Origin of the sequence: Pontibacter deserti (genome assembly GCF_023630255.1) — a bacterium.
GTDB lineage: Bacteria > Bacteroidota > Bacteroidia > Cytophagales > Hymenobacteraceae > Pontibacter > Pontibacter deserti.
Genome location: NZ_JALPRS010000002.1, coordinates 637,468 through 662,102 on the forward strand (window position 1 = coordinate 637,468; position 24,635 = coordinate 662,102).

At 44.1% G+C, this 24,635-nt stretch carries 24 protein-coding genes; 14 read left to right on the plus strand and 10 right to left on the minus strand.

The window, feature by feature from the left end; translation table 11 throughout:
* Positions 1–51 precede the first annotated feature (51 nt).
* The 3 genes from MJ612_RS14765 to MJ612_RS14775 all read left to right on the plus strand — a co-directional run bounded on the left by MJ612_RS14765 (position 52) and on the right by MJ612_RS14775 (position 2,245).
* Complete coding sequence (locus MJ612_RS14765; protein ID WP_187030888.1) at positions 52–612, plus strand: sugar O-acetyltransferase; 561 nt, start codon at positions 52–54, stop codon at positions 610–612.
* 134 nt (positions 613–746) lie between these two features.
* Positions 747–1,511 carry a class I SAM-dependent methyltransferase gene (locus MJ612_RS14770; protein ID WP_187030886.1) on the plus strand — a complete coding sequence of 255 codons (765 nt, stop codon included), beginning with the start codon at positions 747–749 and terminating at the stop codon, positions 1,509–1,511.
* Between the two features lie 137 nt (positions 1,512–1,648).
* Positions 1,649–2,245 (plus strand): class I SAM-dependent methyltransferase, encoded by a 597-nt coding sequence (locus MJ612_RS14775; protein WP_187030884.1) that lies wholly within the window; start codon positions 1,649–1,651, stop codon positions 2,243–2,245.
* A 65-nt stretch (positions 2,246–2,310) separates the two neighbouring features.
* Here the strand turns inward: MJ612_RS14775 and MJ612_RS14780 are convergent, their stop codons facing one another.
* From MJ612_RS14780 to MJ612_RS14790, 3 genes are all read right to left on the minus strand, one after another.
* Positions 2,311–3,297, minus strand: coding sequence for a c-type cytochrome (locus MJ612_RS14780; RefSeq protein WP_187030882.1), 987 nt, complete (start codon positions 3,295–3,297; stop codon positions 2,311–2,313).
* Between the two features lie 195 nt (positions 3,298–3,492).
* The gene (locus tag MJ612_RS14785) at positions 3,493–4,257 is read right to left on the minus strand and encodes a carboxypeptidase-like regulatory domain-containing protein (RefSeq protein WP_187030880.1); all 765 of its coding nucleotides are present in this window, start codon (positions 4,255–4,257) and stop codon (positions 3,493–3,495) included.
* 303 nt (positions 4,258–4,560) lie between these two features.
* Entirely contained in the window at positions 4,561–6,003 is a 1,443-nt protein-coding gene (locus MJ612_RS14790) for a dicarboxylate/amino acid:cation symporter (RefSeq protein WP_187030879.1), read from the minus strand.
* Positions 6,004–6,249: 246 nt separating this feature from the next.
* Here MJ612_RS14790 and MJ612_RS14795 point away from each other — a divergent pair, with 246 nt between their 5' ends.
* From MJ612_RS14795 to MJ612_RS14810, 4 genes are all read left to right on the plus strand, one after another.
* Positions 6,250–7,239 (plus strand): enolase C-terminal domain-like protein, encoded by a 990-nt coding sequence (locus MJ612_RS14795; RefSeq protein WP_187030876.1) that lies wholly within the window; start codon positions 6,250–6,252, stop codon positions 7,237–7,239.
* 126 nt (positions 7,240–7,365) lie between these two features.
* The gene (locus MJ612_RS14800; protein WP_317233057.1) at positions 7,366–7,824 is read left to right on the plus strand and encodes a MarR family winged helix-turn-helix transcriptional regulator; all 459 of its coding nucleotides are present in this window, start codon (positions 7,366–7,368) and stop codon (positions 7,822–7,824) included.
* A 43-nt stretch (positions 7,825–7,867) separates the two neighbouring features.
* Entirely contained in the window at positions 7,868–8,527 is a 660-nt protein-coding gene (locus MJ612_RS14805; RefSeq protein ID WP_187030874.1) for a YceI family protein, read from the plus strand.
* A gap of 117 nt (positions 8,528–8,644) precedes the next feature.
* Positions 8,645–9,406 carry a DUF6503 family protein gene (locus MJ612_RS14810; protein ID WP_187030872.1) on the plus strand — a complete coding sequence of 254 codons (762 nt, stop codon included), beginning with the start codon at positions 8,645–8,647 and terminating at the stop codon, positions 9,404–9,406.
* Between the two features lie 93 nt (positions 9,407–9,499).
* Here MJ612_RS14810 and MJ612_RS14815 read toward each other — a convergent pair whose 3' ends face one another.
* Entirely contained in the window at positions 9,500–10,042 is a 543-nt protein-coding gene (locus MJ612_RS14815; RefSeq protein ID WP_187030870.1) for a hypothetical protein, read from the minus strand.
* A 119-nt stretch (positions 10,043–10,161) separates the two neighbouring features.
* Positions 10,162–12,324, minus strand: a complete 2,163-nt coding sequence (locus MJ612_RS14820) for a S9 family peptidase (RefSeq protein WP_250419203.1) — start codon at positions 12,322–12,324, stop codon at positions 10,162–10,164.
* 254 nt (positions 12,325–12,578) lie between these two features.
* Between MJ612_RS14820 and MJ612_RS14825 the strand changes: the two genes are divergently transcribed.
* The 5 genes from MJ612_RS14825 to MJ612_RS14845 all read left to right on the plus strand — a co-directional run bounded on the left by MJ612_RS14825 (position 12,579) and on the right by MJ612_RS14845 (position 17,666).
* Positions 12,579–12,860, plus strand: coding sequence for an ATP-dependent Clp protease adaptor ClpS (locus tag MJ612_RS14825; RefSeq protein WP_187030866.1), 282 nt, complete (start codon positions 12,579–12,581; stop codon positions 12,858–12,860).
* A gap of 9 nt (positions 12,861–12,869) precedes the next feature.
* On the plus strand, positions 12,870–13,481 hold the full coding sequence (gene recR / locus MJ612_RS14830) for a recombination mediator RecR (RefSeq protein ID WP_187030864.1): 612 nt from the start codon (positions 12,870–12,872) through the stop codon (positions 13,479–13,481).
* 171 nt (positions 13,482–13,652) lie between these two features.
* The gene (locus MJ612_RS14835) at positions 13,653–14,867 is read left to right on the plus strand and encodes a pyridoxal phosphate-dependent aminotransferase (RefSeq protein ID WP_187030862.1); all 1,215 of its coding nucleotides are present in this window, start codon (positions 13,653–13,655) and stop codon (positions 14,865–14,867) included.
* Entirely contained in the window at positions 14,867–15,886 is a 1,020-nt protein-coding gene (locus MJ612_RS14840; protein WP_187030860.1) for a bifunctional heptose 7-phosphate kinase/heptose 1-phosphate adenyltransferase, read from the plus strand. The genes MJ612_RS14835 and MJ612_RS14840 overlap by 1 nt, the downstream gene beginning before the upstream one ends.
* Positions 15,867–17,666, plus strand: coding sequence for a TrkH family potassium uptake protein (locus MJ612_RS14845; RefSeq protein WP_187030858.1), 1,800 nt, complete (start codon positions 15,867–15,869; stop codon positions 17,664–17,666). Before MJ612_RS14840 ends, MJ612_RS14845 begins: the two co-directional genes overlap by 20 nt.
* Before the next feature lie 81 nt (positions 17,667–17,747).
* On the opposite strand, the gene hemE is transcribed toward MJ612_RS14845, so the two are convergent.
* From hemE to MJ612_RS14860, 3 genes are all read right to left on the minus strand, one after another.
* Positions 17,748–18,788: a uroporphyrinogen decarboxylase gene (gene hemE, locus MJ612_RS14850; RefSeq protein ID WP_187030856.1), complete on the minus strand. Its 1,041-nt coding sequence runs from the start codon at positions 18,786–18,788 to the stop codon at positions 17,748–17,750.
* 132 nt (positions 18,789–18,920) lie between these two features.
* Positions 18,921–19,760, minus strand: a complete 840-nt coding sequence (locus MJ612_RS14855) for a hypothetical protein (RefSeq protein WP_187030854.1) — start codon at positions 19,758–19,760, stop codon at positions 18,921–18,923.
* Between the two features lie 10 nt (positions 19,761–19,770).
* Entirely contained in the window at positions 19,771–20,394 is a 624-nt protein-coding gene (locus tag MJ612_RS14860) for a MarC family NAAT transporter (RefSeq protein ID WP_187030852.1), read from the minus strand.
* A 158-nt stretch (positions 20,395–20,552) separates the two neighbouring features.
* Here MJ612_RS14860 and MJ612_RS14865 point away from each other — a divergent pair, with 158 nt between their 5' ends.
* Together MJ612_RS14865 and purE are read left to right on the plus strand one after the other, a co-directional pair.
* Complete coding sequence (locus tag MJ612_RS14865; RefSeq protein ID WP_187030850.1) at positions 20,553–21,683, plus strand: 5-(carboxyamino)imidazole ribonucleotide synthase; 1,131 nt, start codon at positions 20,553–20,555, stop codon at positions 21,681–21,683.
* 4 nt (positions 21,684–21,687) lie between these two features.
* Complete coding sequence (purE, locus tag MJ612_RS14870) at positions 21,688–22,212, plus strand: 5-(carboxyamino)imidazole ribonucleotide mutase (RefSeq protein WP_187030848.1); 525 nt, start codon at positions 21,688–21,690, stop codon at positions 22,210–22,212.
* Between the two features lie 74 nt (positions 22,213–22,286).
* Here purE and clpX read toward each other — a convergent pair whose 3' ends face one another.
* Positions 22,287–23,510, minus strand: coding sequence for an ATP-dependent Clp protease ATP-binding subunit ClpX (gene clpX / locus MJ612_RS14875; RefSeq protein WP_187030846.1), 1,224 nt, complete (start codon positions 23,508–23,510; stop codon positions 22,287–22,289).
* Between the two features lie 348 nt (positions 23,511–23,858).
* Entirely contained in the window at positions 23,859–24,557 is a 699-nt protein-coding gene (locus tag MJ612_RS14880) for a ClpP family protease (protein ID WP_255487985.1), read from the minus strand.
* Positions 24,558–24,635 lie beyond the last annotated feature (78 nt).

Consider the following 24,635-nt stretch of genomic DNA (forward strand, 5'->3'; position numbering starts at 1 on the left):
TAACTGGCGTTGAATCCATAAACTATAGTTCTATTCATCGTACAACCTCTCATGCAAACTGAAAAACAAAAAATGCTGGCAGGGGAGCTGTACAATCCATTAGATCCACAACTTTCAGAAGAGCGATTACAGGCAAGGCTGCTGCTAAAACAACTTAACGACTCCCGCGAAGATTACCCCATAGAAAGAAGCCGCATTATAAAAGAGCTTATACCTAATGCTGGCGAAGGCCTGTGGTTGCAACCACCTTTTTACTGCGACTATGGCTATAATATTATAGTTGGCGAGAAGGTTTTCTTTAACTTTAACTGCGTGGTACTGGATGTAATGCCAGTAACGATTGGCAGCCGCACGCTTTTCGGCCCGAATGTGCAGATCTACACCGCTACACACCCGCTAAACTATAAAGAACGAGCAGCCGGGCTGGAATATGCCAAACCCATAACTATAGGCGAAGACGTGTGGGTAGGAGGCAGTGTGGTAATTTGTCCCGGAGTAACTATAGGCGATAGAAGCGTGATAGGAGCAGGCAGTGTTGTTACTAAAGATATTCCCGCTGACGTTTTTGCAGCCGGTAACCCCTGCAAAGTTATCCGGACGCTGGACGAATAATACTAAACTATAAAGTGAATCAACAGCCGCCCGTTTTCTGGTTACAATCTTTTTTAGTAGCTTAAAGTTGCTGAGCCTAAGCTAATTAGGGTTAAACTATAGTTTACCATACCAAACTATAAACAGTAAATATCATGACAGAAATAGAACTGGAGTTACTGGTAGAACTACACATGAGCGGCGACAGGCAAGGCCCGGGCAGCAATGAAACAACCCTGCAAGCGCTACAACTAACAGGTCTGGACTTAACCAAACCCCTGAAAGTTGCTGATATTGGCTGCGGAACCGGGGCATCTACGCTGGTACTGGCTAAACACCTGGAAGGACAAATAACTGCGGTGGATATTTTTCCGGAGGTGTTGGCAAAGCTTGAGCAACGTGCTGCTGAACAGGGGCTACAGGATAAGATAACCACCCTGCAATGCTCTATGGATGCGCTGCCTTTTTCTGCAAATGGGTTTGACTTGATCTGGTCGGAGGGAGCTGTCTACAACATGGGCTTTGAGAATGGCATCCGTGCCTGGCGCAAATTCCTGAAGCCCGAAGGCTTGCTGGTAGTGTCGGAATCGGTGTGGCTGACAACTGAAAGACCGCAACCTATAGAGGATTTCTGGAATACCGCTTACCCTGAGATTGATACGGTAGCTAATAAAATAAAAGTGCTGGAGCAGAACGGGTATCTACCTTTAGCCCATTTTGTGTTACCCGAAAACTGCTGGACAGACAAATATTATACCCCACTTGAGGCCCGCATACCAAAGTTCCTGCAAAAGCACCCCGACGATGAAGTGGCAAAGCAGGTGGTGGAAGAGCATTACGAAGAAATAAAGATGTACCAGGAATATAAGCAATACTATAGTTACGGATGCTTTATCGCTAAGAAGCTGGCTGATGAATAGCTATAGTTTATAGTTGCTGACAGATAAGCTTTCAAGAGCATCCCGTACAGAGCCAAACCGTTGCTACTCCCTGCAATCAGCAATTGCTTCTGTTCGTTATTAATCCCATACCTCACATACACTTAAGCAAGAAGCTAATGGACCCAGCTGAAACAGGGAAGATGTATGATAAAATTGCGAAATGGTGGCACGACTATCATCTGAACTCTGATTACGGGCTTGCCCAGATAAAAAGGGCTATCAGTTATAGTAGCAACCGTGGATCAGCGTTAGATGTTGGCTGCGGGAGTGGAGGCAGGGTTATAAAAGAGTTAGTAAGTGCAGGTTTTAAAGTTACAGGCATCGATGTTTCTGAAAAGATGATCGAACTTGCAAGAGCTAACCATCCGGATGTTGATTTCCTGGTGCAGGATATCAGCACTTGGCAAACTGACCAAAAGCATGACCTTATAGTTGCCTGGGACAGCATCTTTCATTTACCACTACAAATGCACGCTCCTGTTTTAGCTAAACTGTGCAATATGTTAACGCAGAACGGCATCCTGATCTATACTTTCGGTGATGATGCTTCGGGTGAGCACCTGAGCAACTGGCACAACGATCAGTTCTACTATAGCACCATAGGTATAGACGGTAACTTAAAAGCAATTATGGAAAGTAATTGCCAGTGTCGTCACCTGGAGCTCGACCAGTTTCCGCAGAACCATACCTACATTATAGTTCAGAAGAAGTAAGAGTGCTATAAAAAAGAACCCTCTGCAGCTACAGAAGGCTCTTTTAAGCAAAGGTTTAAAGCGTATTATGATTTGGCAGGGGCCGGTGTAAATTTAACTACCTTGTTTTTCTGGGGCTCTAAAGTACGCAGGTATTGGTAAATAGCTTTCAGGTCTTCTTCTTTCATACCCGCATACATATTCCATGGCATTATCGAGTTAAAGTCGGTAGGCTCTAATTTTCTGTTAGCTACTTCAGGGTCGAGGTGCATTTTAAAACGGTTAACAAATGCATCCTCTGTCCACGATCCTATACCTGTTTCTTTATCAGGAGTAATGTTGGCAGAGCGTATAGTTCCGAAAGGCAGATTAAATTCAGCACCACCTGCAAATTTCATTTTTTCATCACTTTCCTGCGGGGTGTGGCAATCTACGCAAGCTGCTACAGTTACCAGGTATTTTCCTCTCGATACCTGATCATTCAGAACGGGTTCTGCTTTAACATTGGGTGCGCCCGGCAAAGTACGCAGGATCAGGTTAAACGGAAAATCAGGGTCCGATTTAGGTACTTCGTTTTTAATAGGCTTCAGCGTACGCAGGTATGCAATTATAGAATATATATCCTGCTCACTCATCTGGCTATAAGCATTATATGGCATCATCGGGAAAATAGGATCGCCATCTTTGTTTACACCTGCAGTAATAGCCCGGTAAATTTCACCATCGGTCCAACTGCCTATACCTGTCTCTTTATCAGGGGTTATATTCTTAGCATAAAACACTCCCGGGAAACCCATTGTCTGATCGAAGCGGTCGCCGCCCTGGCCATGCGTACCGGGCTTAAGCGGACCAGCGAACAAAGACCAGTCGCGGCTGGAGTGACAATCTATACACACAGCAACGTGGTTTGCCAGGTATTCTCCCCGAACTACCATTTCAGGTGTTTTCTTGATGGTAATGGCAGGTGCAGCATCTACGTTAGGGAAGGCATACTGCATGTAAATTACGCCGGCAGCTACTATGGCTAAGATACCAACAAGTGTATAGCCAATAATTTTAAATACTTTCTTCATAGATAGGTAAGGTTATGATAGGGGGATATTTCTTTTGTGATTCAATAATTGTGTAATTTTTGTAATAAATATAATTTATGCAAATAAAGCATATCATTATTGCTATATTTTTTAGTGAAAATCACACAATAACGGGTAGACATAAACAAAAAAACCGCAGACGTTTGCCTGCGGTTTTTTTGAAATATAGTTAACCTATAAGGCAGGAATCACTTCACTGAAAATAATTGGGTTAGAGCTGTTCAGGGTAGTGCTGTTTGCACAGATCGGTTTTTGCCAGGTTCCCTCACATGCATCCTCAACTATAGCATCTGTATACAGTACCATATATACCCGATCTCCTCTTTTCATTTCATTGTCGATAAGTAAGCTGGCAAAGTATGGGTAATTGATCTGGAAATCTTGTCCTGTTACCTTGTAACCAAAACTATGTACATAATTGGTTAAAGATACTGCCTCATCCTTACCAAGGTATAGTTTAACCTGTATTTCCTTACCGGCCGGCACTGCCTTGTTCAGCCTCCCGGAAACTATATAATACGAATTGTTATACTGGTCTTTATTCACAACTACTGATGCCTGCGTGACATGATAAGAAGACGGCTCAATCATTCTGGCAATTGGTGCCGCTGTGGATGTGTGTTTAGTGCGCACGTGCTCTACATCAATAGAAGTAGTAGGGTGCCCTTCTTTATTAAATTCTAGAGTATAACTTCCTGATTCCAGGTATGGCAATACATATGCACCTTCGCTGTCTGTTTTAGTAGATTTGCCGGTTTGCTCAATAGTTACCGTTACACCCGAAGGATCCTGTTCTTCGCCATACACATTGTAAATTTTTACGGCACCGTTTATACCTTCGGCGTTGGGGCCAGTTTCGGGTTCGCGCTCGCAGCTTGTAAGGGTAAAGAATGATAGTGCTCCTATCAGCAAGGTAAAAGATCTTAAATATGACTTCATAGATAAATAGATTAACTGCAACGATGTATCTTTTTTAGAAAGAGTAAAGGTTAAAAATTAAGGTATGGGAGGTGAAAATGTAACAGCCAGCGAAGGGTTAATACCTGATTATACCCTGTATTCGATACCTTCCCAATAACCATAAAGCCTTGCAGCTTTAGGATAAACACTCGCTTTAGTAGATGCAATCTTATACCATATAGTTGCATCTATATAGTAAAAATCAATTATCTAAAACTATGCCATAAAAAAACCGAAGGCCATTTTCTGACCTTCGGTTTTTGCCTGATGAATTTATTGTATTTACACCAGCTCTTTAGGCTTTTCTTCAGAAGTTGGCAATTCGTCCTGCAATTCAGGGTTTGTTGTAGCTGCTATGCCGGTTTCAGGCTGAATATTCAGCTCACCTTCCCAGCGTGCTACTACAGCAGTTGCAAGGCAGTTACCGGTTACGTTTATAGATGTACGGGCCATATCCATCAGTTCATCTATACCAAGTATGGCAAATACCGGCCAGACTGGTAAATCGAAAGAAGCAACCGTACCTAAAAGTATAACCAGCGAAGCTCTTGGAACACCGGCCACACCTTTACTTGTCAGCATCAGCGTGAACACCATTACCAATTGCTGTTCCCAGCTAAGCGGAATACCTGCAGCCTGCGCCACGAATACTGAAGCAAGCGCTAAGTATAAAGTTGTACCATCCAGGTTAAAGCTGTAGCCAGTCGGCATTACAAACGCTACAATCTTACGAGGCACACCAAGTTTCTCCATTTCTTCCATGGCACGTGGCAGGGCAGCCTCTGAGCTGGTAGTCGCAAACGCGATCGAAACCGGCCCGGAAATAGCTTTCAGGAAACGAACAACAGGAACACGTGCGATAAGCGCTACCGGTAGCAACACCACCAGAACAAATACCAGAAGTGCCACATACAGCGTAGCCAGCAACTGGAACAGGTTTACAAGTATACTAAGCCCCATGTGGCCAACCGTATACGCAATGGCTGCACCCACACCAATCGGCGCGAAGTACATGATGATGTTCGTGAACTTGAACATCGTTTCTGAAAGGCTTTCGCAGAAATCGAGCATCGGCTTACGCTTTTTCTCGCTTACCATAGCCAGGCCAATCGCAAACAGCACACTAAATACCACTATCTGCAATACTTGTCCTTCAGCAACAGACTTGGCAATGTTCTCCGGGAAAACGTGAAGTATAATATCAGCTGCGGTTTGCTTTGCTACCGGGGCAATATCGTCGTTTACTTCTGCCAGATTCTGACTGATACCTTCACCGGCTTTGCTGATGTTAATGGCGGCCAGACCGATAAATAAGGCAAGTGTAGTTACGATCTCGAAATATACAATGGCCTTCCAGCCCATGCTGCCAACCTGTTTCAGGTTAGAGTGGCCAGCTATACCTACTACAAGCGTAGCAAAAATAAGCGGGGCGATAATCGTTTTGATCAGCTTCAGGAAGACCTTGCTGAGCACGTTCAGGTTGGTGGCAAACTCAGGAAAGTCGTACCCGATCTCGGCACCAACTATCATACTCACCAGTATCCAGGTTGTCAGAGATTTTTTCTGGACGCCATACACCAGCACTACACCGATACAGGCCCAGCGTACTGCCATCAACACATCAGCCGGAAGGTTAATAAAATTATACTGCTGCAAAACAGTAATAATAGCTGCAATGGTAATGCTTATCAGCGCAGCCATAGGAATAAAAGATAGTTTCTTCATAAAAGAGTGAAGTATAGCACCACGCACAGGGCAGAGTGCAGTAGGTTGAGCGGGCTAAACACAAACTTTTGCCTTGTTTGCAGCAAGCACCCTGATTAAATCTTAGCAAATATAACCAGATCGGGCGCAATGCCAAAGCCAGTTATAGTATAAACATAATTTTAAGGCAATGCAGGCTTCAGTATCAGTGCATCTTATGTTGTACTTAATCAGTATATTTAGCCACACCTAACGCTACACGTTCCTATGCTGACTTGGCGCATTGAGGCGCTGCACCTCAAACTAAAGTATACCTGGCGCATTGCACGTAATGCCAGCGACGAAAAGCTGAATTTCCTGATCCAGGTATCAGATGGTACTTACAGTGGTTTTGGCGAAGCTGCTCCTAATATACGATACGGAGAGACACCTGATTTGCTGCTGCAGCAATACCAGGTGCTGCTGATGGCAGGTCTTGCCAGCGTAAAGTCGATGGAGGATCTGTTGCAATTGCTCACAGAGCACACGCCTGTAAACTCGTTGCGTTTTGCTGTAGAAGCTGCTTACCTGCATTATTTCTGCCAGATTAAACAGATTGCTGTGCACCAGTTGCTGGGCCAGCCCATGCCGCACCAACAGGCTACCTGTTTCTCGTTGCCAATTATGGAACCCGGTGAAGTCAAGGATTTTATACTTAAGCATAATCTTCAACGCTTCCCGTGCCTGAAGGTGAAAGTAAACAGCGAACAGGGGCCAGACCTGTTGCAACAAGTACTGGATGTAGTAGAAAAGCCAGTAGTGATAGACGGAAATGAAAGCTGGAAAGACCCTGATGAACTGTTGCGTTTCCTGCAGACCATAGATAAACAACGCCTGCTATTTATAGAGCAGCCCATGCCTGCCACTGAAGCAGCTGCTTATGCCCATCTTAAGCCAATAAGCCCTATCCCGTTAGTTGCCGATGAATCTGTGACCGATAATGCTGACTTTGCCATGCTGCGCCAGGAGTTTCATGGAGTAAATATAAAACTGATGAAAGCCGGTGGCTACCTGAATGCGGTGCGGTTGTTGCAGGAGGTACGCAAACATGGCTTAATGGCCATGATCGGATGTATGGTAGAAACCAGTTTAGGTATCTGGAGTGCGATGCAACTTAGTGCTGCTTTCGACTTTGCTGACCTGGATGGCTTTTTGATAATAGAAGACGAGCCTTTTAAGCTGGTACGTGAAGAACAGGGCGTTTTATACCTGAAGTAAGTATAGCTCCAACCATTTTCTAGCTAAATTTTCTTAAGAATTTCAGAATTTTTGAAACCAATCTGTAAAAAAACTGTTAATATGTTTGTACATTAAATGTATGTACATATATTTGCAGTATCATTCATGCACACGATGAAGATAGAAGACGAAATAAAGCAAAGCGCCTTTAAAAGCGAGTACCACAAAGCATACATCAACCTGTTGTATACTTCTAACTGGCTGGAGCAGGAGCAGAGCAATTTGTTTAAACCATTTGGTGTAACGTTGCCGCAGTACAACGTGCTTCGCATTTTACGCGGACAGCACCCAAAACCGGCAACAGTTAGCCTGCTGATAGAGCGGATGCTGGACAAGACATCAAACGCCTCACGGATAGTAGATAAACTGGAAGCAAAAGAACTGGTAACACGCAAGCAATGCCCTAACGACCGCCGCACAGTAGATGTGCTGATAACAGATAAAGGCCTTGCCCTGCTAAAAGAAATGGATACGCTGGACGGAGGTTCTAAAACCGGGATTCGGAACCTGACAGAACAGGAAACAACTGAACTGAACCGATTACTGGATAAGATCAGAGATTAATTAAAAAAGTAACCAATATATAACCTGAATAAATTTAAGTAAAATGAAAAAAGTAGCAATTCTTGCATCACTTGCCGGCGCCCTGATCATGACGGCTTATGCTGGTAATACAACAAAAACAGAAACTGCTGTAGTAACTACAGAGGTAGCAGCTCCAGCTAAAGGCCGCGTTTACAATGCCCTTATCGATAAGAGCGAAGTAAAGTGGAACGGTAAAAAAGTAGGTGGTGAGCATTTTGGTGCTATCGACTTAAAGAGCGGTAACCTTACTGTAAACAAAGACAAAGTGACTGGCGGTAAATTCGTGATCGACATGAACTCTATCACAGTTGAAGACATTAAGGATGCTGAATACAATGGCAAACTGGTAGGTCACTTAAAGAACGATGATTTCTTCAGCGTTGAAAAATTCCCAACTGCTACATTTGAAATCAAATCGCTTGCTCCAATTGCAAAAGCTGCTGCTGGTAAGCCAAACTATAAAGTAAATGGTTTATTAACTATCAAAGGTATTACTAAGCCTGTTCAGTTCCCGGCTACAATCACTGTTAAAAATGGTGTAGCTAACGCAAAAGGTACTGTTACTGTAAACCGCGCTCAGTACGACGTAAAGTATGGTTCTGAAACATTCTTCGGTAGCCTTGGCGACAAAGCTATTATGGATGATTTTACAATCAACTTCAACGTAACTGCAAAGCAGTAATCTCAGTAAATAATTAAGGTTTTGATTCCGCCCCGGCGCTCTCTGTAGTGCCGGGGCGGTTTTCTTTTAGGCTATACTTTAACTTGCTACCTTTGGCTTGAACTATACTTTAAACTGATGCGCACTTTTTATACTTCCGTAGCTATACTTTTTGTCCTGCTTGTATTTGCTGGGTGTAAGCAACAGGAACCAACAGCACAGGAAATTGTAGATAAAGCCATTGCTGCTCATGGTGGCGACAAGTATAAAGAAGGTGTGATTTCCTTCAGGCTCCGCGATAAACAATACAGAGCACTGCGCGATAACGGTGCCTTTGTATATAGCCGCACCTTTACCGACTCTACAGGCCAGCGGGTGTATGATGTGCTACAGAACAGCGGCTTTACCCGAACCATAAATGATGTGGAAGTGAACCTGCCCGAGGAACGTAAAAAAGCATTCAGCAACTCTGTAAACTCGGTTATATACTTTGCGCTGCTGCCATATTTTTTAAACGATGATGCGGTAAGAAAAGAATACCTGGGAGAGGCAACTCTGAAGGGGGAGCCATATTATAAAGTGAAAGTTACCTTTGCTCAAAACGGTGGAGGCGAAGACCACGAAGATGAATATGTATACTGGTTTCATCAGCAGCGCCACACCATGGATTACCTGGCTTACAACTATAAAGAAGACGACGGAAGTATAGGCACCCGTTTCCGAGAGGCAGTAAATGGCAGAGAAATAGGCGGTATCCGTTTTCAGGACTATGTTAACTATACTTCAGAAGAGAAGCCTTTTCAGATTGAGAATTATGATAAAGCCTTTGAAGCTGGCAAACTGAAAAAGGTATCAGATATTAACCTGGAAGAGATTCAGGTAGGTGATTTGCCAAGGTAAATCCTGAATGATTAAATAACTGAACTTTGAATAGGTATAAGTTCAGTTTATTCTTCTTGATGATTCACTTGTTCGGTTATTCAAAATTAAAGCTTACTCTATCTCAAATTCCTGAGGCAAAGCAAAGGGAAGCGGTTTATTCCGGTTGCTGATCTGCTCCAAAAAACTATCCAAGTCAGATTTATATTCCAGATGATAGTCTTCGTGTAGGTTCTTGCGGATGAGCTGTATAGTTTTAAGTAATAAACGGGCTGTGGAAGTATAAAATACTTTATAAAAGCTATCGAACTGGCCGGTATAGTTGCGAAAAATAATATCCAGCGTGTACAGATGCAGTTCAATCTCGGCTTTCGGGTCTTTAGTAATGCGCTTAAACCGGGCAATTTCTTTTACAGCTTTGCGTAAAGCCTTCGCAAGTGCTTTTGTCAGGCTGCGGCCGGTGGCATTCAGTAATAGCTCATGTATCACATCCTGGCTTCTTTCCTGCAGATCTTCTAATGTAAGCTCTCCCAGTTCATACGAAAACATATCATACAGTTCGGCATCGCGACGAACGGCTTTTAACAGGAGTGTTTCCTTTTCCTTATCGCTAAGTTGTTTTATGGCTTTCTTGAAGGATGCAGATGGTGCAGGCATCGGGCAAAGTATAAATTAAAAGTATAACTATGCTGCAAAGGTACGCATTTCAGTGTTTTAGGTAAATCTATAGTTTGGTAAACAAAAAAGGCGCTGAGATCATCAGCGCCTTTTTATACTTATTGCTTTGGTGTTTCTTTCAGGTTGTCTTCTAGGTATTGTGTTACTTTTCGCATCAGGTGCACACGGTCTTTGCCGCGTACGTTGTGCGGGTGGCCCGGGTACACAAAGTAATCCATCAGTATACCTTCGTCAACCGCTTTTTTAATGAAAGCCAGGCTGTGCTGCCACACTACCACATCATCTACGGTGCCATGTATCATCAGCAGTTTGCCTTTCAGGTTTTTTACATAATTCAGCAGGTTGGCGTTATTGTAGCCTTCCGGGTTCTGCTCCGGTGTATCCATATAGCGCTCGGTATACATTACCTCGTAGTATTTCCAGTCGATAACCGGGCCGCCTGCCACACCAACTTTAAACGTGTCAGGTGATTTCAGCATCATCGTAGTAGTCATAAATCCACCGAAGCTCCAGCCATGTATACCCATACGACTGGCATCAACATAAGGCAACGATTTCAGGTGTTCCACACCACGCAGCTGGTCGGCCATTTCTACGGTGCCTAACTGGCGGAACGTAGCCTGCTCAAAGTTTAAGCCGCGCGCCGATGTTCCACGTGGGTCCAGGGTGAAAACGATATAGCCTTTCTGGGCCATCAGGTGCATCCAGAGGTTAGCACCACCTAACCAGCTGTCGGTTACCAGTTGCAGGTGCGGGCCACCGTACAGATAAACTACCACCGGGTACTGTTTATTCTTGTCAAAGTTCGGAGGTGTGATCATGCGGGCATACAGGTCCGTGCCGTCATCCGCTTTTACCGTGAAAATAGTTGTTTCGCCAAGTTTATAGTCTGCAACCGGATTTTTAGCAGTTAACAGTGTCTGAGCTATTTTACCGTTTTTGTTATTGATCACCCAGATCTTACGTGGCGTTACCTGGCTGCTATAGTTGTCGATGATGTAGTTGCCATTGGGGCTAAGCAGCGCATTGTGTGTACCAGTACCCTGAGATAAACGGGTGCTTTTACCGTTGCTCAGGTCTACTGCATAAAAGTGGCGCTCCAGCGGGCTTTCGGCAGTAGAAGTATAGTATAGCTTTTTGCCATCCTTGCTGAATCCAAGTACTTCTGTTACCATCCAGTCGCCTTTGGTCAAGGTTCTGATCTCTTTGCCGTTGGTATCATACAAATACAAATGGTCGAAACCAGTGCGCTCGCTTACTCTTACAAACTGGTTGTTTTTGCCAGGTACAAAGTATAAACCTTTCTCAGGCTCTACATACTTAGCATGTTTCTCTTCTAATAGTGTCTTTACGAATTCACCAGTAGCAGCATCGTACTGGTTCAGTTTCATGTGGTTCTGGTCGCGATTTACTACAGCAATATAGATGTACTTTTCGTCCGGGCTCCAGGTAATGTTAGTCAGGTATTGCTCGGCTGGCTCGCCTGTCTTCAGGAAAGTGGTTTTCTGAGTAGCCGTATTGTAAACACCAACCGTTACATGATGGCTTTTGCCACCTGCCATCGGGTATTTAATATTATTCTGTGCAGCCGGAAGCGGTGTGATATCTACCAGTGGGTAATTAGTTACCATGGTCTGGTCCATGCGGTAATAAACTAGTTGTTTGCCATTCGGCGACCAGAACGTACCTTTAGAAATACCAAACTCTGAACGGTGTGCCGCCTGGCCATTAACTATAGCTTCAATGGTTTCTTTAGTAACAGCTACATCCGGAGCACCTGGTGCAGACACATACAGGTTGTTGCCTTTGGTATACGCTACGCGCTGTTTGGTAGGGTCCAGGTCAATATTCTCTGCTTCGTCAGAGTAAGTTGTTACAACCTGCGCCTTACCAGACTTCAGGTTATAGTTGAAGATCTTGCCCTGCACATCCAGCACTAACGTATTGGCATCTTTCCACTGCACCATCGGGAAGTTCTTAACTTCTTTTGCTCCTGCGGCCTGTAAGGCAGTATTCAGGTTAACCAGTGTAAGTATAGGTGTGTGCTTGGTTGATGTGGCTTTACCACGCAGCAGGGAGTTGTCCTTTACATAGGTAAAGTCATCGGTACCTTCTACCCAGGTAAGCTGGCGCAGGTTTTCAGGCTGAAGTGCCGGGTTAATGACAGCATCTTCCATGGTCAGCATTTTTTCCTGGGCCTGTAGCTGCAGCGTAGTGGCTGCCAGCACCAAGGTCAATGCTAAACCTTTTATTCGGTTCAAAAAGATCATGTATAAAGTGAATAGTTGGTTGTTAAAAGTATAATTACCTGCAAGAAAACAGTATTATCCCTAAAGAGCAAAAATGAAGCCCTTAATGCCTTGTAAAGTATAAAAGTATAGTTGACGATGTTCTGTTTACAGGAATTATAAACCACTCCGGATTGTTAAAAACTATACTTTACGCTGCAGCCGGACAGTGTTTTATACTTTGGCGGCTGCTTCGTAAAGTGCAGTAAAATGTGTAAATTTGTGCTATGAATACTGAGAGAGAAATTTTACATCAGGAAGATGTTGCGGTGCTGGAAGAGAACACCGACCTGCGCCAGCTTATCGTTTTTAATGATGACGTTAATACCTTCGACCACGTGATCGAAACGCTGATTAAAGTATGCGGCCATACAGCGGAGCAGGCAGAGCAGTGCACTTTGCTGATCCACTACAAAGGCAAGTGTACGGTTAAAATGGGCGCTTACGAAGAACTGGCGGGCATGTGCACGGCGCTGCATGATAAATCTCTTTCCGCAGATATTCAGTAAGGAGGTTAAATGGAGTTTCCGTCGAAGCTGATAGAAAATGCCGTGGAAGAGCTGGCCAAGCTGCCCGGTGTAGGAAAAAAAACGGCCCTGCGCTTAGCGTTGCACCTGCTCAAAAACGAATCTGAAGACACATTCCTGCTGGCTGAGTCGCTGGTGAAGATGCGTACCGAAGTAAAACATTGTAAGCAGTGCCATAACATATCCGATACCGAAGTATGCGGCATTTGCTCTAACCCGTTACGCGACCGTAGTTTGCTATGCGTAGTAAGTGATATACGGGATGTGATTGCCATTGAGAACACAGCGCAGTACAAAGGCTTATACCACGTGCTGGGTGGTGTTATCTCGCCACTGGAAGGTGTTGGCCCATCAGACCTGCATATTGATAGTTTGCTGGAGAGACTGCCTAACTCAGAAGTGCGTGAGGTATTAATGGCCATTAGCCCGACTATGGAAGGCGATACTACCGCTTTCTACCTTACCCGCAAACTGCGCGACCACCAGAATATAAAGATTACAACAATTGCACGTGGTGTGCCGGTAGGTGGCGAACTGGAGTATACAGATGAAATTACCTTAGGCCGAAGTATAGTGGAACGTACCACTTACGGTAGAGCTTAAATTAAAAGTATAAAGTATAAAAAGGGATGCAGTTATAGTTGTATCCCTTTTTTGTTTCTAAACATTTTGCCAATTTACTTTTAACATAATCACTAATCGAGTTTTACAGGCTTGCTTTCTGGAAAGTCTGTAACAGAATAAGTACCTTTGGCCTTTTAAATGATAAGTATAATGCAGGATATAGAAGAAGTGAGCACGATTTTATCTGACAGAATAACTGCTCTGTCTGAGTCGCAAACAATAGCTATGGCTAAAAAAGCCCGCGAACTGGCTGCGCAGGGGCACGATGTAATAAACCTGAGTTTTGGAGAACCTGATTTCCAGACGCCACAATACATAAAAGATGCCGCTAAAAAAGCGATAGACGATGGTTTTACTTTCTATACACCTGTAGCCGGTTACCCGGAGCTGCGCCAGGCTATTGCTGATAAATTTAAGCGCGATAACAACCTGGACTATAAACCGGAAAATATAGTTGTATCAACGGGGGCCAAGCAAAGTATAGCCAATGCCATTATGTGCCTGGTAAACCCTAGCGACGAAGTGATCATATTTTCACCTTACTGGGTGTCGTATGAAGAAATCGTAAAACTGGCAGAAGGAACCCCGGTGCAGGTACAAGGCAGTATAGAAAACGATTTTAAAGTTACGCCATCGCAGCTGGAAGACGCTATCACTTCAAACACTAAGGTGGTCATGTATTCTTCTCCATGCAACCCTACAGGCTCTGTTTTTACCGAAGAAGAGCTGTTCGCTTTAGCTAAGGTGCTGGAGAAGTATCCGCAGGTTCATGTCATAGCCGACGAAATTTACGAATACATCAATTTTGAAGGGGAGCACGCCAGTATGGCCAGCTTCGACTTTATAAAAGACCGCGTCATTACTGTTAATGGCTTCTCGAAAGGATATGCCATGACTGGCTGGCGTGTAGGTTATATTGCAGCCCATAAAGATATTGCTGCAGCCTGCGACAAAATGCAGAGCCAGATCACGTCCGGTACTTGTTCTATTGCGCAGAAAGCAGCCTATGCAGCTTTACAAGGTGGTAAAGAAACAGCTATCGAAATGCGTGATGCCTATCACCGCCGTCGAAACCTGGTGCTGGAACTGATGAATGACATCCCGGGCTTTAAAACTTATGTGCCAAGCGGTGCCTTCTATATTTTCCCGGATGTAAGCTACTACTTTGGTATGAGCTACGAAGGTAAAACAATACAGAATTCGCTGGACCTGTGCATGTTTATACTTACCGATGCACTTGTGGCTGTCGTAAGCGGTGAAGCATTCGGGGCACCACAATGTATCCGTTTCTCTTACGCTACTTCCGACGAAAAATTAACCGAGGCCCTGCGCCGCATTAAAGAGAGCCTGGCAAAACTTCAGTAATGGATCAGATTAATAGTTTAGAAGATATTTTCGCTGCCTTTAATGGGCTAACCGTGCTTATAGTTGGTGATGTGATGATTGACTCTTATTTATGGGGTAAATCAACACGTATTTCGCCGGAAGCACCTGTGCCTATTGTTAATGTTGTAAAGCGCGAGAAACGTTTAGGTGGGGCAGCAAACGTTGCCCTAAACATTCAGGCACTTGGCGCTACACCACTGCTTTGCTCTGTTATTGGCGATGACCCGGATGGTGGCGACTTTTTAAGGCTGCTGGAAGATAAAGGTCTTTCAACAGAAGGTATTGTGCAGAGCCCGGAACGGGTAACAACTATAAAGCATCGCATTATTGCCAGCGCGCAGCAACTACTCCGAATCGATGCCGAGATTGAAACTGAACTTACCGACTACGATAACCGCCATCTGGAAGAGCGCTACCTGAAACTGCTGGAACGTGCCGATGTAGTGGTGCTGGAAGATTATGATAAGGGTGTATTTACAGAAGCCAACATCAAACGGTTTATTCAGCTGGCGAATGAGCGCAATATACCAACGGTTATCGACCCGAAGAAGAAGAACTTCCTGAGTTATGTAGGCAGTACGTTGTTTAAACCAAACCTGAAAGAGCTGAAAGAAGGGCTAAAAGTAGAGTTTGCTGATGAAAACCTGCACGCCTTTGAAGAAGCCGTAGCCGAACTGCAGAAACGCCTTCAGACAGAGCAGGTGCTGGTAACACTTTCTGAGCGCGGTGTATTTATAGCTGACGGAGGTGAAAAGACATATATCGATGCACATCGCCGATCAATTTCTGATGTATCAGGGGCTGGAGATACGGTTATAAGTATAGCCTCTTTGTGTATGGCACTACGTACATCAGTTCAGTTTCTGGCTGGCCTGAGCAACCTGGGCGGCGGATTAGTATGCGAACAGGTTGGTGTAGTACCTATAGATAAACAACGCTTACTGGAAGAAGCAAAACAGGTGAGGCTATTCGAATTACATGAACAGCGAACAGCTTAACAGGTTTTTATACGGCAGCAAGCTAACCGCCTACGCCCTGATGCGGCGTACCACTTATGTGCTTACCATACTTTCGGTAGGCTTACTTATCTATGCCCATGGTGTAGTAGAAAGCCCGATTGAGCTGCGCTATCTGTTCTATGCCATAGATGCTATACTTGCTGTTTTTGTTCTCATCTATCTCCTGCGGATACTCTACAGCTTTGAGCGGATAAAATTCCTGAAGCGCACGTGGTTTGAAGGGGTGCTGATGGCCATTATACTTGTAAACCAGGTTGGTACTTATTTATTCGATTTTCCTGTAGTTTACAACATCTTCGAAAGCGTAGGCATCCCGTTATCAGTAGAACTTTACCGTATACTGGTATCTTTTTATATGCTGGTGCTGCTCATTATAGAGCTGCTCGAGACGAAGGTGCACCTTAAAACGCTGCAGCTCAAGCCTTCCATCACATTCATTATGAGCTTTGTGTTTCTGGTGCTACTAGGAACTGGGCTGCTGATGATGCCTAAAATGACTACCTCCCCGGAAGGAATACGTTTTATAGATGCACTTTTTATGGCTACAAGTGCTTCCTGCGTAACCGGGCTTTCCGTGGTTGACCCCGGCACCTACCTTACATTTTCGGGGCAGGTGGTGCTGCTAATGCTGATACAGCTAGGTGGGTTAGGTATAATTACTTTTGCTACGTTCTTTGCCTCTCTGATGAAACAGGGGATAGGTTTAAAACAGCACGTAGCAATGCACGAACTGCTGGAAGGAGAAACGCTGTATTCCACAAAAGGTCTTTTACGCCAGCTTATTTTGCTTACTTTTTTGATAGAAGGTATAGGCGCCTTTATAATTTTTATGACCTGGGGGCAGAATGTACAGTTCGAGAATCTGGGAAGCAAAATATTTTTCTCTGTATTTCATGCTATCTCAGCGTTTTGTAATGCTGGTTTTTCACTTTACCCGGCGGGCCTTTACACAGAACCTGTACGGTATTCTTATATAATGCACCTGGCGGTGGCGTTCCTGATTATTTTCGGAGGTATTGGTTTTCCGACTATCCTGGATGTGCTTTCGCCAAAATCTATGCGTCTACGCATGGAAACTCCCTGGAGAAACTGGAAATTGTTATCCAGGGTAACAATTTATACTTCTGCTGCCCTTATCGCATTGGGTACTATTGGATTTTTCCTGCTGGAGTATTTTAACACTTTGGCAAACCTAAGCTTTGCAGAAGCATTGATCGCTTCTTTTTTCCAGTCGGTGTCTACGCGTACTGCCGGTTTTAATTCTGTCGATATCTCGCAGCTTACCACACCCACCATGCTGATGTTCATTTTCCTGATGTTTATCGGTGCATCTCCTGGCTCAACGGGTGGTGGTATCAAAACAACTACTTTTGTTGTCGTTTTGTTAGCGGTAATAGCTACTATCCGGAACAAAAAGAACTTGCAGATAGGTAACCGTACCATACCACATTCGGTAGCTTACAAGGCTTTTTCAGTTTTCGCGTTTGCCGCCTTACTGAATATGTTTTTCCTGTTTATACTTACCATTTCCGATGGGCAACATGACATCATCCGTCTTGCTCTGGAACAGGTTTCGGCATTTGCTACAGTTGGCTATAGTACAGGTATCACGGCTGGCTTATCTGATGTAGGTAAATCAGTCATCATTTTATCGATGTATATTGGTAGGGTAGGTACCTTAACATTGGCACTTGCGCTAAGTACCCGGGCTGCCACCGCCGACTATAGTTACCCACCAACTCACCTGCCTGTGGGCTAAGCAGTAAACAGTTATAGAAGCATTGATAAAATCCCTTAAACAAAAAAGCCGGCTCTCAGGAGCCGGCTTTTTTGTTTATTGTTAACTGTTAACTGTGCTGCTGTATTCTTTAACAGTCTGCACAAAGCATTTTACTTTTTCAGGATCTGTATCCGGGTAAACGCCGTGGCCAAGGTTGGCAATGTGGCGCTGCGGACCAAACTCCTTCAGCATTTTTATAGTTTCTTTCTGTATGGTCTCGAACGGACTGTAAAGCAAGCATGGGTCCATATTGCCTTGCAGGGTTTTGCTCGGGCCAACCTGTGCTCTCGATTTTGCAATTTCCATATTCCAGTCAAGGCCTATAGTTTCGCAGTTTAGTTTAGAGAAATCCTCAAGGGCAAAGAATGCGCCTTTGGCAAATACAGTTACCGGCACATTACGAATAGCATTACAGATCTCGCTGATGTATGGAAGAGAGAATTCGCGGTAATGTGCAGGTGTAAGTATACCAGCCCACGAATCGAAAATCTGAATTAAGTTAGCGCCAGCCTCTACCTGCGCTTTCAGGTATGCTATAGTTGTGTCGGTGATCATGCGCAGCAACTGGTGCGCCAGCGTAGGGTTGGTATACAACATGCCCCGTGCATGAGAGAATGTTTTAGAACCACTGCCTTCTACCATGTAAGCAAGTATAGTCCATGGTGCACCGGCAAAACCAATTAGTGGCACACGACCGTTCAATGCTTTTTTAGTAACCCTAATAGCATCCAGTACATAATGCAGGTGCTCATGTGGGTCGGCAACACGCAAATCCTTTAAGTCTGCTTCGGAGCGTACTGTTTTCGGGAACCATGGCCCGCGTTTTTCTACCATCTCGTAGGTGCAGCCCATTGCCTCCGGCACTACCAGAATATCAGAGAAAATAATGGCAGCGTCTACATCCAGTATATCAACAGGTTGTATGGTTACCTCGGCGGCTAGTTCCGGTGTTTCAACCAGTTCCTTAAATCCGCTCAGGCTCTCACGTACAGCTCTGTATTCCGGTAAAATTCTGCCGGCCTGGCGCATCAGCCATACCGGGGTGCGCTCAACAGGTTCTCCTTTGGCAGCTCTTAAAAGCAGGTCGTTCTTCAATTGCATGGCACAAAGATAAGCTAAATTGCCGATTGTGTGAAGGTGATTGTTATCACCAAACTTTAGGGAGTGTGTACTTGATTATGTAGTGTGTGGTTGGGAGAAGGTGGAAGTATGAATGTAATAAGACATTTGTTCTTAATCTTCACAATTTGACTCTACCACTCGATCAAATAACTTATCAAACTCCTCCGTCATTTGACCTTCCTGGTTAAAACCATCAACATACTTTCTTTGATGGTTTGCACAATTCCACCAGCCATAAGTCATTAAGTCAATTCGAGCAAAAAGAAGCTTGTCACTTGACTTTAGCTGCTCCTGATATTTTTGTTCAAGTCCTTCGGGATAGCCATTTTTTAATTTATTAGAGTCAACAAGTTTCTTCCATGAGTCAAGTAGTACTGTTGTATCTTCTGAAGTTAGAGCATTGACATAATCAACACATTCACTTGAGTAAGTTGTATTTACTAGCAGTTTGGGATTTAGATGTGCTTCTAATGTAAGTTTTTCTAATTGGTGAAGTTCTTTTAGTTGTAGTATCGACAATTCTCTATGTTGTTGCCAAAATGCAGTAGGGACAACATCTAAACTTTGCAGCTTTTGGATTGCTTTACTATAGTCACTTTCAAGTTTCTTCAATGAATTTTCGATATAAGTAACGGTATAATATTCAGGCTTGTCTAATGTAGCATCAGTATCGGAAGTAGTTACACTATTATATCCAAATATCAGAAAGTAAGTGTCTTCTATCTGTTTCTCAGTAAATTCACTTGAATTGTAATATCCTCTGTAGTCACAAAGGCCTTCTTGCCAAGAAAACTCTTTTAGAGAAGATTCTTCTATATGATTATTTTCTAGTTGTTCCACTTCTATTGAGGCTTCATCTAAGCCTATAGCCGAATTAGTTGCTTCCTTGTTTTGACAAGAATAAAAACAAAAGGCAAAGAACAACATGCTAATTGTCGAAAGTCTGATCATAAACAACACCTTACCGCTCCGTAAAGAACAACGCATAGATAGCCGAAACTATAAAGTTAACTCCGATAGAAAGTACGATAAAGCCCATGATGCGGGAAAGTGCAGACAAACCAGCTTTACCCATATAGCGGGTTAGCTGGTGCGAAAAACGCAGAATTATATAGCTAACTATAGCCAGTAACACAATGGCTACAAGTATAAGCGCCATATCCAGGTACGAAAGGGAAGTAGTATACATGGCTATACTTACCGCAATAGCACCCGGGCCGGAAAGCATGGGCATGGCCAGGGGGGTAAACGAGATGTCTTCTTTCATCTGACTTTCCTCCACTACTTCCGGTGATATTTTCTTTTTGCTGGCTCCAGGGCTCAGCAGTTCAAAGCCGGCTTTCATGATCATCAGGCCACCGGCAATGCGCAGGTCATGGATACGGATACCAAAGAAGTTAAGTACGTACTGCCCAGCCAGGAAAAACACTGCTAAAATACCTACCATATATAAACAAGCTTTCAGGGCTTGCTGGTTGCGCTGGGCTGGTGTGTCGTCCTGCGTAAGGGTAAGAAACACTGGCATGGCACCAAAAGGGTTTACTACAGAAAATAAAGCAGAAAAAGTGGCAAGTATAATTTCCATTAAAAAGTGCGGTTTCAGAAAAGTTAAGCTATCAATATAAAGCTTTGCGTATATAAATCAAAGACTATCTAACGGCAGAAGCAGAATACTGTTATAAGGTCGGGTAGGTTTAACTATAATCCTTATTTTTGAGGAACGATCACCCAAAACACCCATCTATGAAAGGAGAAGTAAAGCTTGGTATACTTGGCGGCGGCCAGCTGGGCCGGATGTTGATGCAGGCCGGGCTCGATTTTAACATCTATACTTTAGTGCTGGACCCCGACGAGAACGCACCCTGCAAAGACATCTGTAACGAGTTTTATGTAGGCAGTTTCCGCGATTTTGATACCGTGTATGAGTTCGGAAAGCAGTGCGACATTCTTACGATAGAAATTGAGCACGTAAACGCCGATGCCTTGGAAAAACTGGAGCAGGAAGGGGTAAAGGTTTACCCGGATGCTAAAACGGTAAGAACCATTCAGGATAAAGGGCTGCAGAAAGAGTTCTTCCACAAGCACAGCATACCAACTTCAGATTTTAAAATACTAGCAGATAAAGCGGAACTAGAGCAAAGTATAGATTTTCTGCCTGCTTTCCAGAAACTACGCCGCGAGGGCTACGATGGGAGAGGGGTAACCCGCATTGCCAGTCAGGCCGATGTAGCCAAAGGTTTTGAAGAGCCAAGCGTGCTGGAAAAGCTGGTTGATTTTGAGAAAGAAATATCAGTTATAGTTGCCCGCAATACTAATGGTGATGTAACAGCTTTTCCGGTAGTAGAGCTAAGCTTCCACCCGGAGCATAACCTTGTAGATTCTCTTTTTGCACCTGCCAATGTTGCCTATAAACTACAGCGCCACGCCATCGAGATCGCAACACGTGTTATTGAAGCCTTTGACATGGTAGGTATACTTGCCGTTGAAATGTTCCTGACAAAAGACGGGCTTATACTTGTAAATGAAGTTGCTCCGCGTCCGCACAACAGCGGCCACCATACCATAAAAGCAAACTATACGTCGCAGTACGAGCAGCACCTGCGTGCTATACTTAACCTGCCGTTGGGCTCTACTGAAATACAAAGCGCTGCCGTTATGTTAAACCTACTGGGTGAACCAGGTTATGATGGCGAAGCGAAATATGAAGGTTTGCAGGAAGCATTGGCTGTGCCGGGTGTATACATTCACTTGTATGGTAAAAAGTATACCAGACCTGCCCGCAAAATGGGTCACATAACCGTACTTGGGCAAACTATAGAAGAAGCGCAGCAGCGTGCCGAGCAGATTAAAAACGTAATTAAAGTTAAAGCATAAAACGATGGCCGATCAAACCACCACACAACCATTGGTAGGAATTATCATGGGCAGCCAGTCTGACCTTAAAATAATGGACGCTGCTGCAGAAATTTTGGAAACTCTGGGCGTACCTTACGAATTAACTATAGTTTCGGCGCACCGCACGCCACACCGTATGTTTGAGTACGCAGAGCAGGCCCGTAAAAAAGGTTTGAAAGTAATTATTGCCGGCGCCGGTGGTGCAGCGCACCTGCCTGGTATGGTCGCTTCGTTAACCACCCTTCCTGTAATTGGTGTACCAATTAAGTCGAGCAACTCTATCGATGGTTGGGACTCAGTGCTATCTATACTTCAAATGCCGGGTGGTGTACCTGTGGCCACAGTAGCTTTAGACGGCGCCTTGAATGCAGGTATACTTGCTGCTCAAATAATAGGCACTACCAACGCTGCGGTAGCCGATAAACTGGAGAAGTATAAGTCGGGGCTGAAAGATAAAGTGATGCGCTCCGTAGAAGAATTAAGAAGAGGAGACAGAGACCTCGATTAGGTAACTAACAGTAATAAACAAAAATCCCCGGTAGTTGCCTGCCGGGGATTTTTTATAGTATGGTCAAGTATACGTTAAGCTACTTTTAACTTTTTAAGGCTTGATTTCTCAAACTTCTCGCGGGCATAATCACCTGTTATAAGCAAGTCTTTTGTGCCTTCTTCTGATGGAAGATCAAACATAGCATCTGTCATTATACCTTCGCAGATAGAACGCAGACCACGTGCACCAAGCTTATACTCTGCAGCTTTCTCTACAATGTATTCCAGGGCGCTGTCATCAAAACTTAAGTTGATGTTTTCCATCTCGAACAGGCGCTTATACTGCTTTACGATAGAGTTTTTAGGCTCCAGTAATATCAGTCGAAGTGTTTCTTTATCAAGTGGATCCAGGTGAGTAAGTACAGGTAAACGTCCGATCAGCTCAGGTATCAGACCAAAGTTCTTCAGATCCTGCGCTGATAAATATTTCAGGAAGTTTTCGGCTTCTTCGTTCTCGTCCTGCTTTGATTTAGAGAAACCAATAGGGCGGGTGTTCAGTCGGTTCTTGATTAGTCTGTCGATACCCACAAAAGCACCACCGCAAATAAACAGGATGTTCTCTGTATTAACAGTGATCATTTTCTGCTCCGGGTGCTTACGGCCGCCTTGTGGTGGTACGTTAACTACAGTACCTTCCAGCAATTTAAGCAATGCCTGCTGCACTCCTTCTCCGCTCACGTCGCGGGTGATAGATGGGTTATCGCTTTTACGGGCAATTTTGTCAATCTCATCAATGTAAACAATACCACGCTCAGCGGCCTCTACATTATAGTCTGCAGCCTGTAACAGGCGGGTAAGTATACTTTCCACGTCCTCACCTACATAACCGGCTTCAGTTAATACAGTAGCATCAGCAATACAGAAAGGCACCTGAAGTATACCAGCCATCATACGGGCAAGGTACGTTTTACCGGTACCGGTTTCGCCAACCATGATAATGTTCGATTTCTCGATCACTACATCTTCGGCTTCGCTGTGCTGCATCAGGCGCTTATAGTGGTTATAAACCGCCACCGACATTACCTTCTTCGCTTCATCCTGGCCAACCACAAACTGGTCCAGGTAATCCTTCATCTCCCGCGGTTTCATCAGGTTAAACTTAGGGCTGCGACTGCTGGCTCTGATCTTATTTTCTTCGTTCAGGATCTGTTGAGCCTGTCCGATACATCTGTCGCAGATGTGGGCGTTTATACCGGAAATCATTACCGATACATCCTTCTTGTTTTTGCCGCAAAATGAGCACGTAATCTCAGCCATAAGTATAAATTAATCCGGGGAATAGTGAGCGAATTACTCATCGCCCAAAACAAAGGTACAAAATAGGAAGTTTAATAAAACATAAAAAATTTAAGGCCTCTCCCTGAAAGTACCTAAAAATAGTATAAAAATTAAACAATTTATATTTCTTTATTTTTGTTTAAAGCATTGTTATTCAGCTGATTATGAGCTAAAGGTTTCCACATGCCCCTGTTGATAAATATTTAAAGCTTCTTTAACTTTTCAGCTACGTCTATACTTGTAAATGCCTTAGTACTAAGTATAAATACTAAAAAACCCACTCCGGCAAACGAAGTGGGTTTATACTTTATAGGTAGCTTAACCTGATTACTGTTTCTTACGAGTCAGTACTTCATCAATTAAGCCAAACTCTTTTGCTTCTTCGGCACGCATCCAGTAGTCACGCTCCGAGTTGTCGTAAATATCCTGGTAAGATTTACCTGAATGTAAAGCTAAGATCTCATAAAGCTCTTTCTTCAGTTTCAGGATCTCGCGGGCTGTGATCTCGATATCAGTTGCCTGGCCTTGTGCACCACCCATCGGCTGGTGAATCATGATACGTGAGTGCGGCAGGGCAGAGCGCTTGTCTTTAGCGCCACCAGCCAGCAACACAGCACCCATACTTGCAGCCAGACCAGTACAGATTGTAGCCACATCAGGATTTACATACTGCATAGTATCATAAATACCCAGACCTGCATACACCGATCCACCCGGAGAGTTAATGTAAAGCAGGATGTCCTTCTTCGCATCCGCCGATTCCAGGAACAGCAGCTGTGCCGTGATGATGTTGGCAATAAAATCATCTACCTGCGTGCCCAGGAAAATAATACGGTCCATGATCAGGCGCGAGAATACGTCGATCTCACGGAAGTTGGTAGGGCGTTCTTCGATTACAGAGCGGGTCATGCTTTCGATAGTATGCATGGCCTTGCCCTCTATATGGTGAATATATTGGTCTACGCCTAGTCCGCTAAGGCCCTGGCCTTTTACAGCGAATTTGCGGAACTCGTCTTTGTTAAACATCATAGTTGTTTAGGTTACGGTTTTGTCAAAAATAAAAAAGTCCTTTAAAAACTAAAGGACTTTTTTGATAATATACTT

Excerpts from the sequence above, each read along its gene's own strand:
- MJ612_RS14765 (WP_187030888.1), top strand. The coding sequence starts at position 52 with ATGCAAACTGAAAAACAAAAAATGCTGGCAGGGGAGCTGTACAATCCA.
- MJ612_RS14770 (WP_187030886.1), top strand. The coding sequence starts at position 747 with ATGACAGAAATAGAACTGGAGTTACTGGTAGAACTACACATGAGCGGC.
- MJ612_RS14775 (WP_187030884.1), top strand. The coding sequence starts at position 1,649 with ATGGACCCAGCTGAAACAGGGAAGATGTATGATAAAATTGCGAAATGG.
- MJ612_RS14780 (WP_187030882.1), bottom strand. The coding sequence starts at position 3,297 with ATGAAGAAAGTATTTAAAATTATTGGCTATACACTTGTTGGTATCTTA.
- MJ612_RS14785 (WP_187030880.1), bottom strand. The coding sequence starts at position 4,257 with ATGAAGTCATATTTAAGATCTTTTACCTTGCTGATAGGAGCACTATCA.
- MJ612_RS14790 (WP_187030879.1), bottom strand. The coding sequence starts at position 6,003 with ATGAAGAAACTATCTTTTATTCCTATGGCTGCGCTGATAAGCATTACC.
- MJ612_RS14795 (WP_187030876.1), top strand. The coding sequence starts at position 6,250 with ATGCTGACTTGGCGCATTGAGGCGCTGCACCTCAAACTAAAGTATACC.
- MJ612_RS14800 (WP_317233057.1), top strand. The coding sequence starts at position 7,366 with ATGCACACGATGAAGATAGAAGACGAAATAAAGCAAAGCGCCTTTAAA.
- MJ612_RS14805 (WP_187030874.1), top strand. The coding sequence starts at position 7,868 with ATGAAAAAAGTAGCAATTCTTGCATCACTTGCCGGCGCCCTGATCATG.
- MJ612_RS14810 (WP_187030872.1), top strand. The coding sequence starts at position 8,645 with ATGCGCACTTTTTATACTTCCGTAGCTATACTTTTTGTCCTGCTTGTA.
- MJ612_RS14815 (WP_187030870.1), bottom strand. The coding sequence starts at position 10,042 with ATGCCTGCACCATCTGCATCCTTCAAGAAAGCCATAAAACAACTTAGC.
- MJ612_RS14825 (WP_187030866.1), top strand. The coding sequence starts at position 12,579 with ATGAATACTGAGAGAGAAATTTTACATCAGGAAGATGTTGCGGTGCTG.
- recR (WP_187030864.1), top strand. The coding sequence starts at position 12,870 with ATGGAGTTTCCGTCGAAGCTGATAGAAAATGCCGTGGAAGAGCTGGCC.
- MJ612_RS14835 (WP_187030862.1), top strand. The coding sequence starts at position 13,653 with ATGCAGGATATAGAAGAAGTGAGCACGATTTTATCTGACAGAATAACT.
- MJ612_RS14840 (WP_187030860.1), top strand. The coding sequence starts at position 14,867 with ATGGATCAGATTAATAGTTTAGAAGATATTTTCGCTGCCTTTAATGGG.
- MJ612_RS14845 (WP_187030858.1), top strand. The coding sequence starts at position 15,867 with ATGAACAGCGAACAGCTTAACAGGTTTTTATACGGCAGCAAGCTAACC.
- hemE (WP_187030856.1), bottom strand. The coding sequence starts at position 18,788 with ATGCAATTGAAGAACGACCTGCTTTTAAGAGCTGCCAAAGGAGAACCT.
- MJ612_RS14855 (WP_187030854.1), bottom strand. The coding sequence starts at position 19,760 with ATGATCAGACTTTCGACAATTAGCATGTTGTTCTTTGCCTTTTGTTTT.
- MJ612_RS14860 (WP_187030852.1), bottom strand. The coding sequence starts at position 20,394 with ATGGAAATTATACTTGCCACTTTTTCTGCTTTATTTTCTGTAGTAAAC.
- MJ612_RS14865 (WP_187030850.1), top strand. The coding sequence starts at position 20,553 with ATGAAAGGAGAAGTAAAGCTTGGTATACTTGGCGGCGGCCAGCTGGGC.
- purE (WP_187030848.1), top strand. The coding sequence starts at position 21,688 with ATGGCCGATCAAACCACCACACAACCATTGGTAGGAATTATCATGGGC.
- clpX (WP_187030846.1), bottom strand. The coding sequence starts at position 23,510 with ATGGCTGAGATTACGTGCTCATTTTGCGGCAAAAACAAGAAGGATGTA.
- MJ612_RS14880 (WP_255487985.1), bottom strand. The coding sequence starts at position 24,557 with ATGTTTAACAAAGACGAGTTCCGCAAATTCGCTGTAAAAGGCCAGGGC.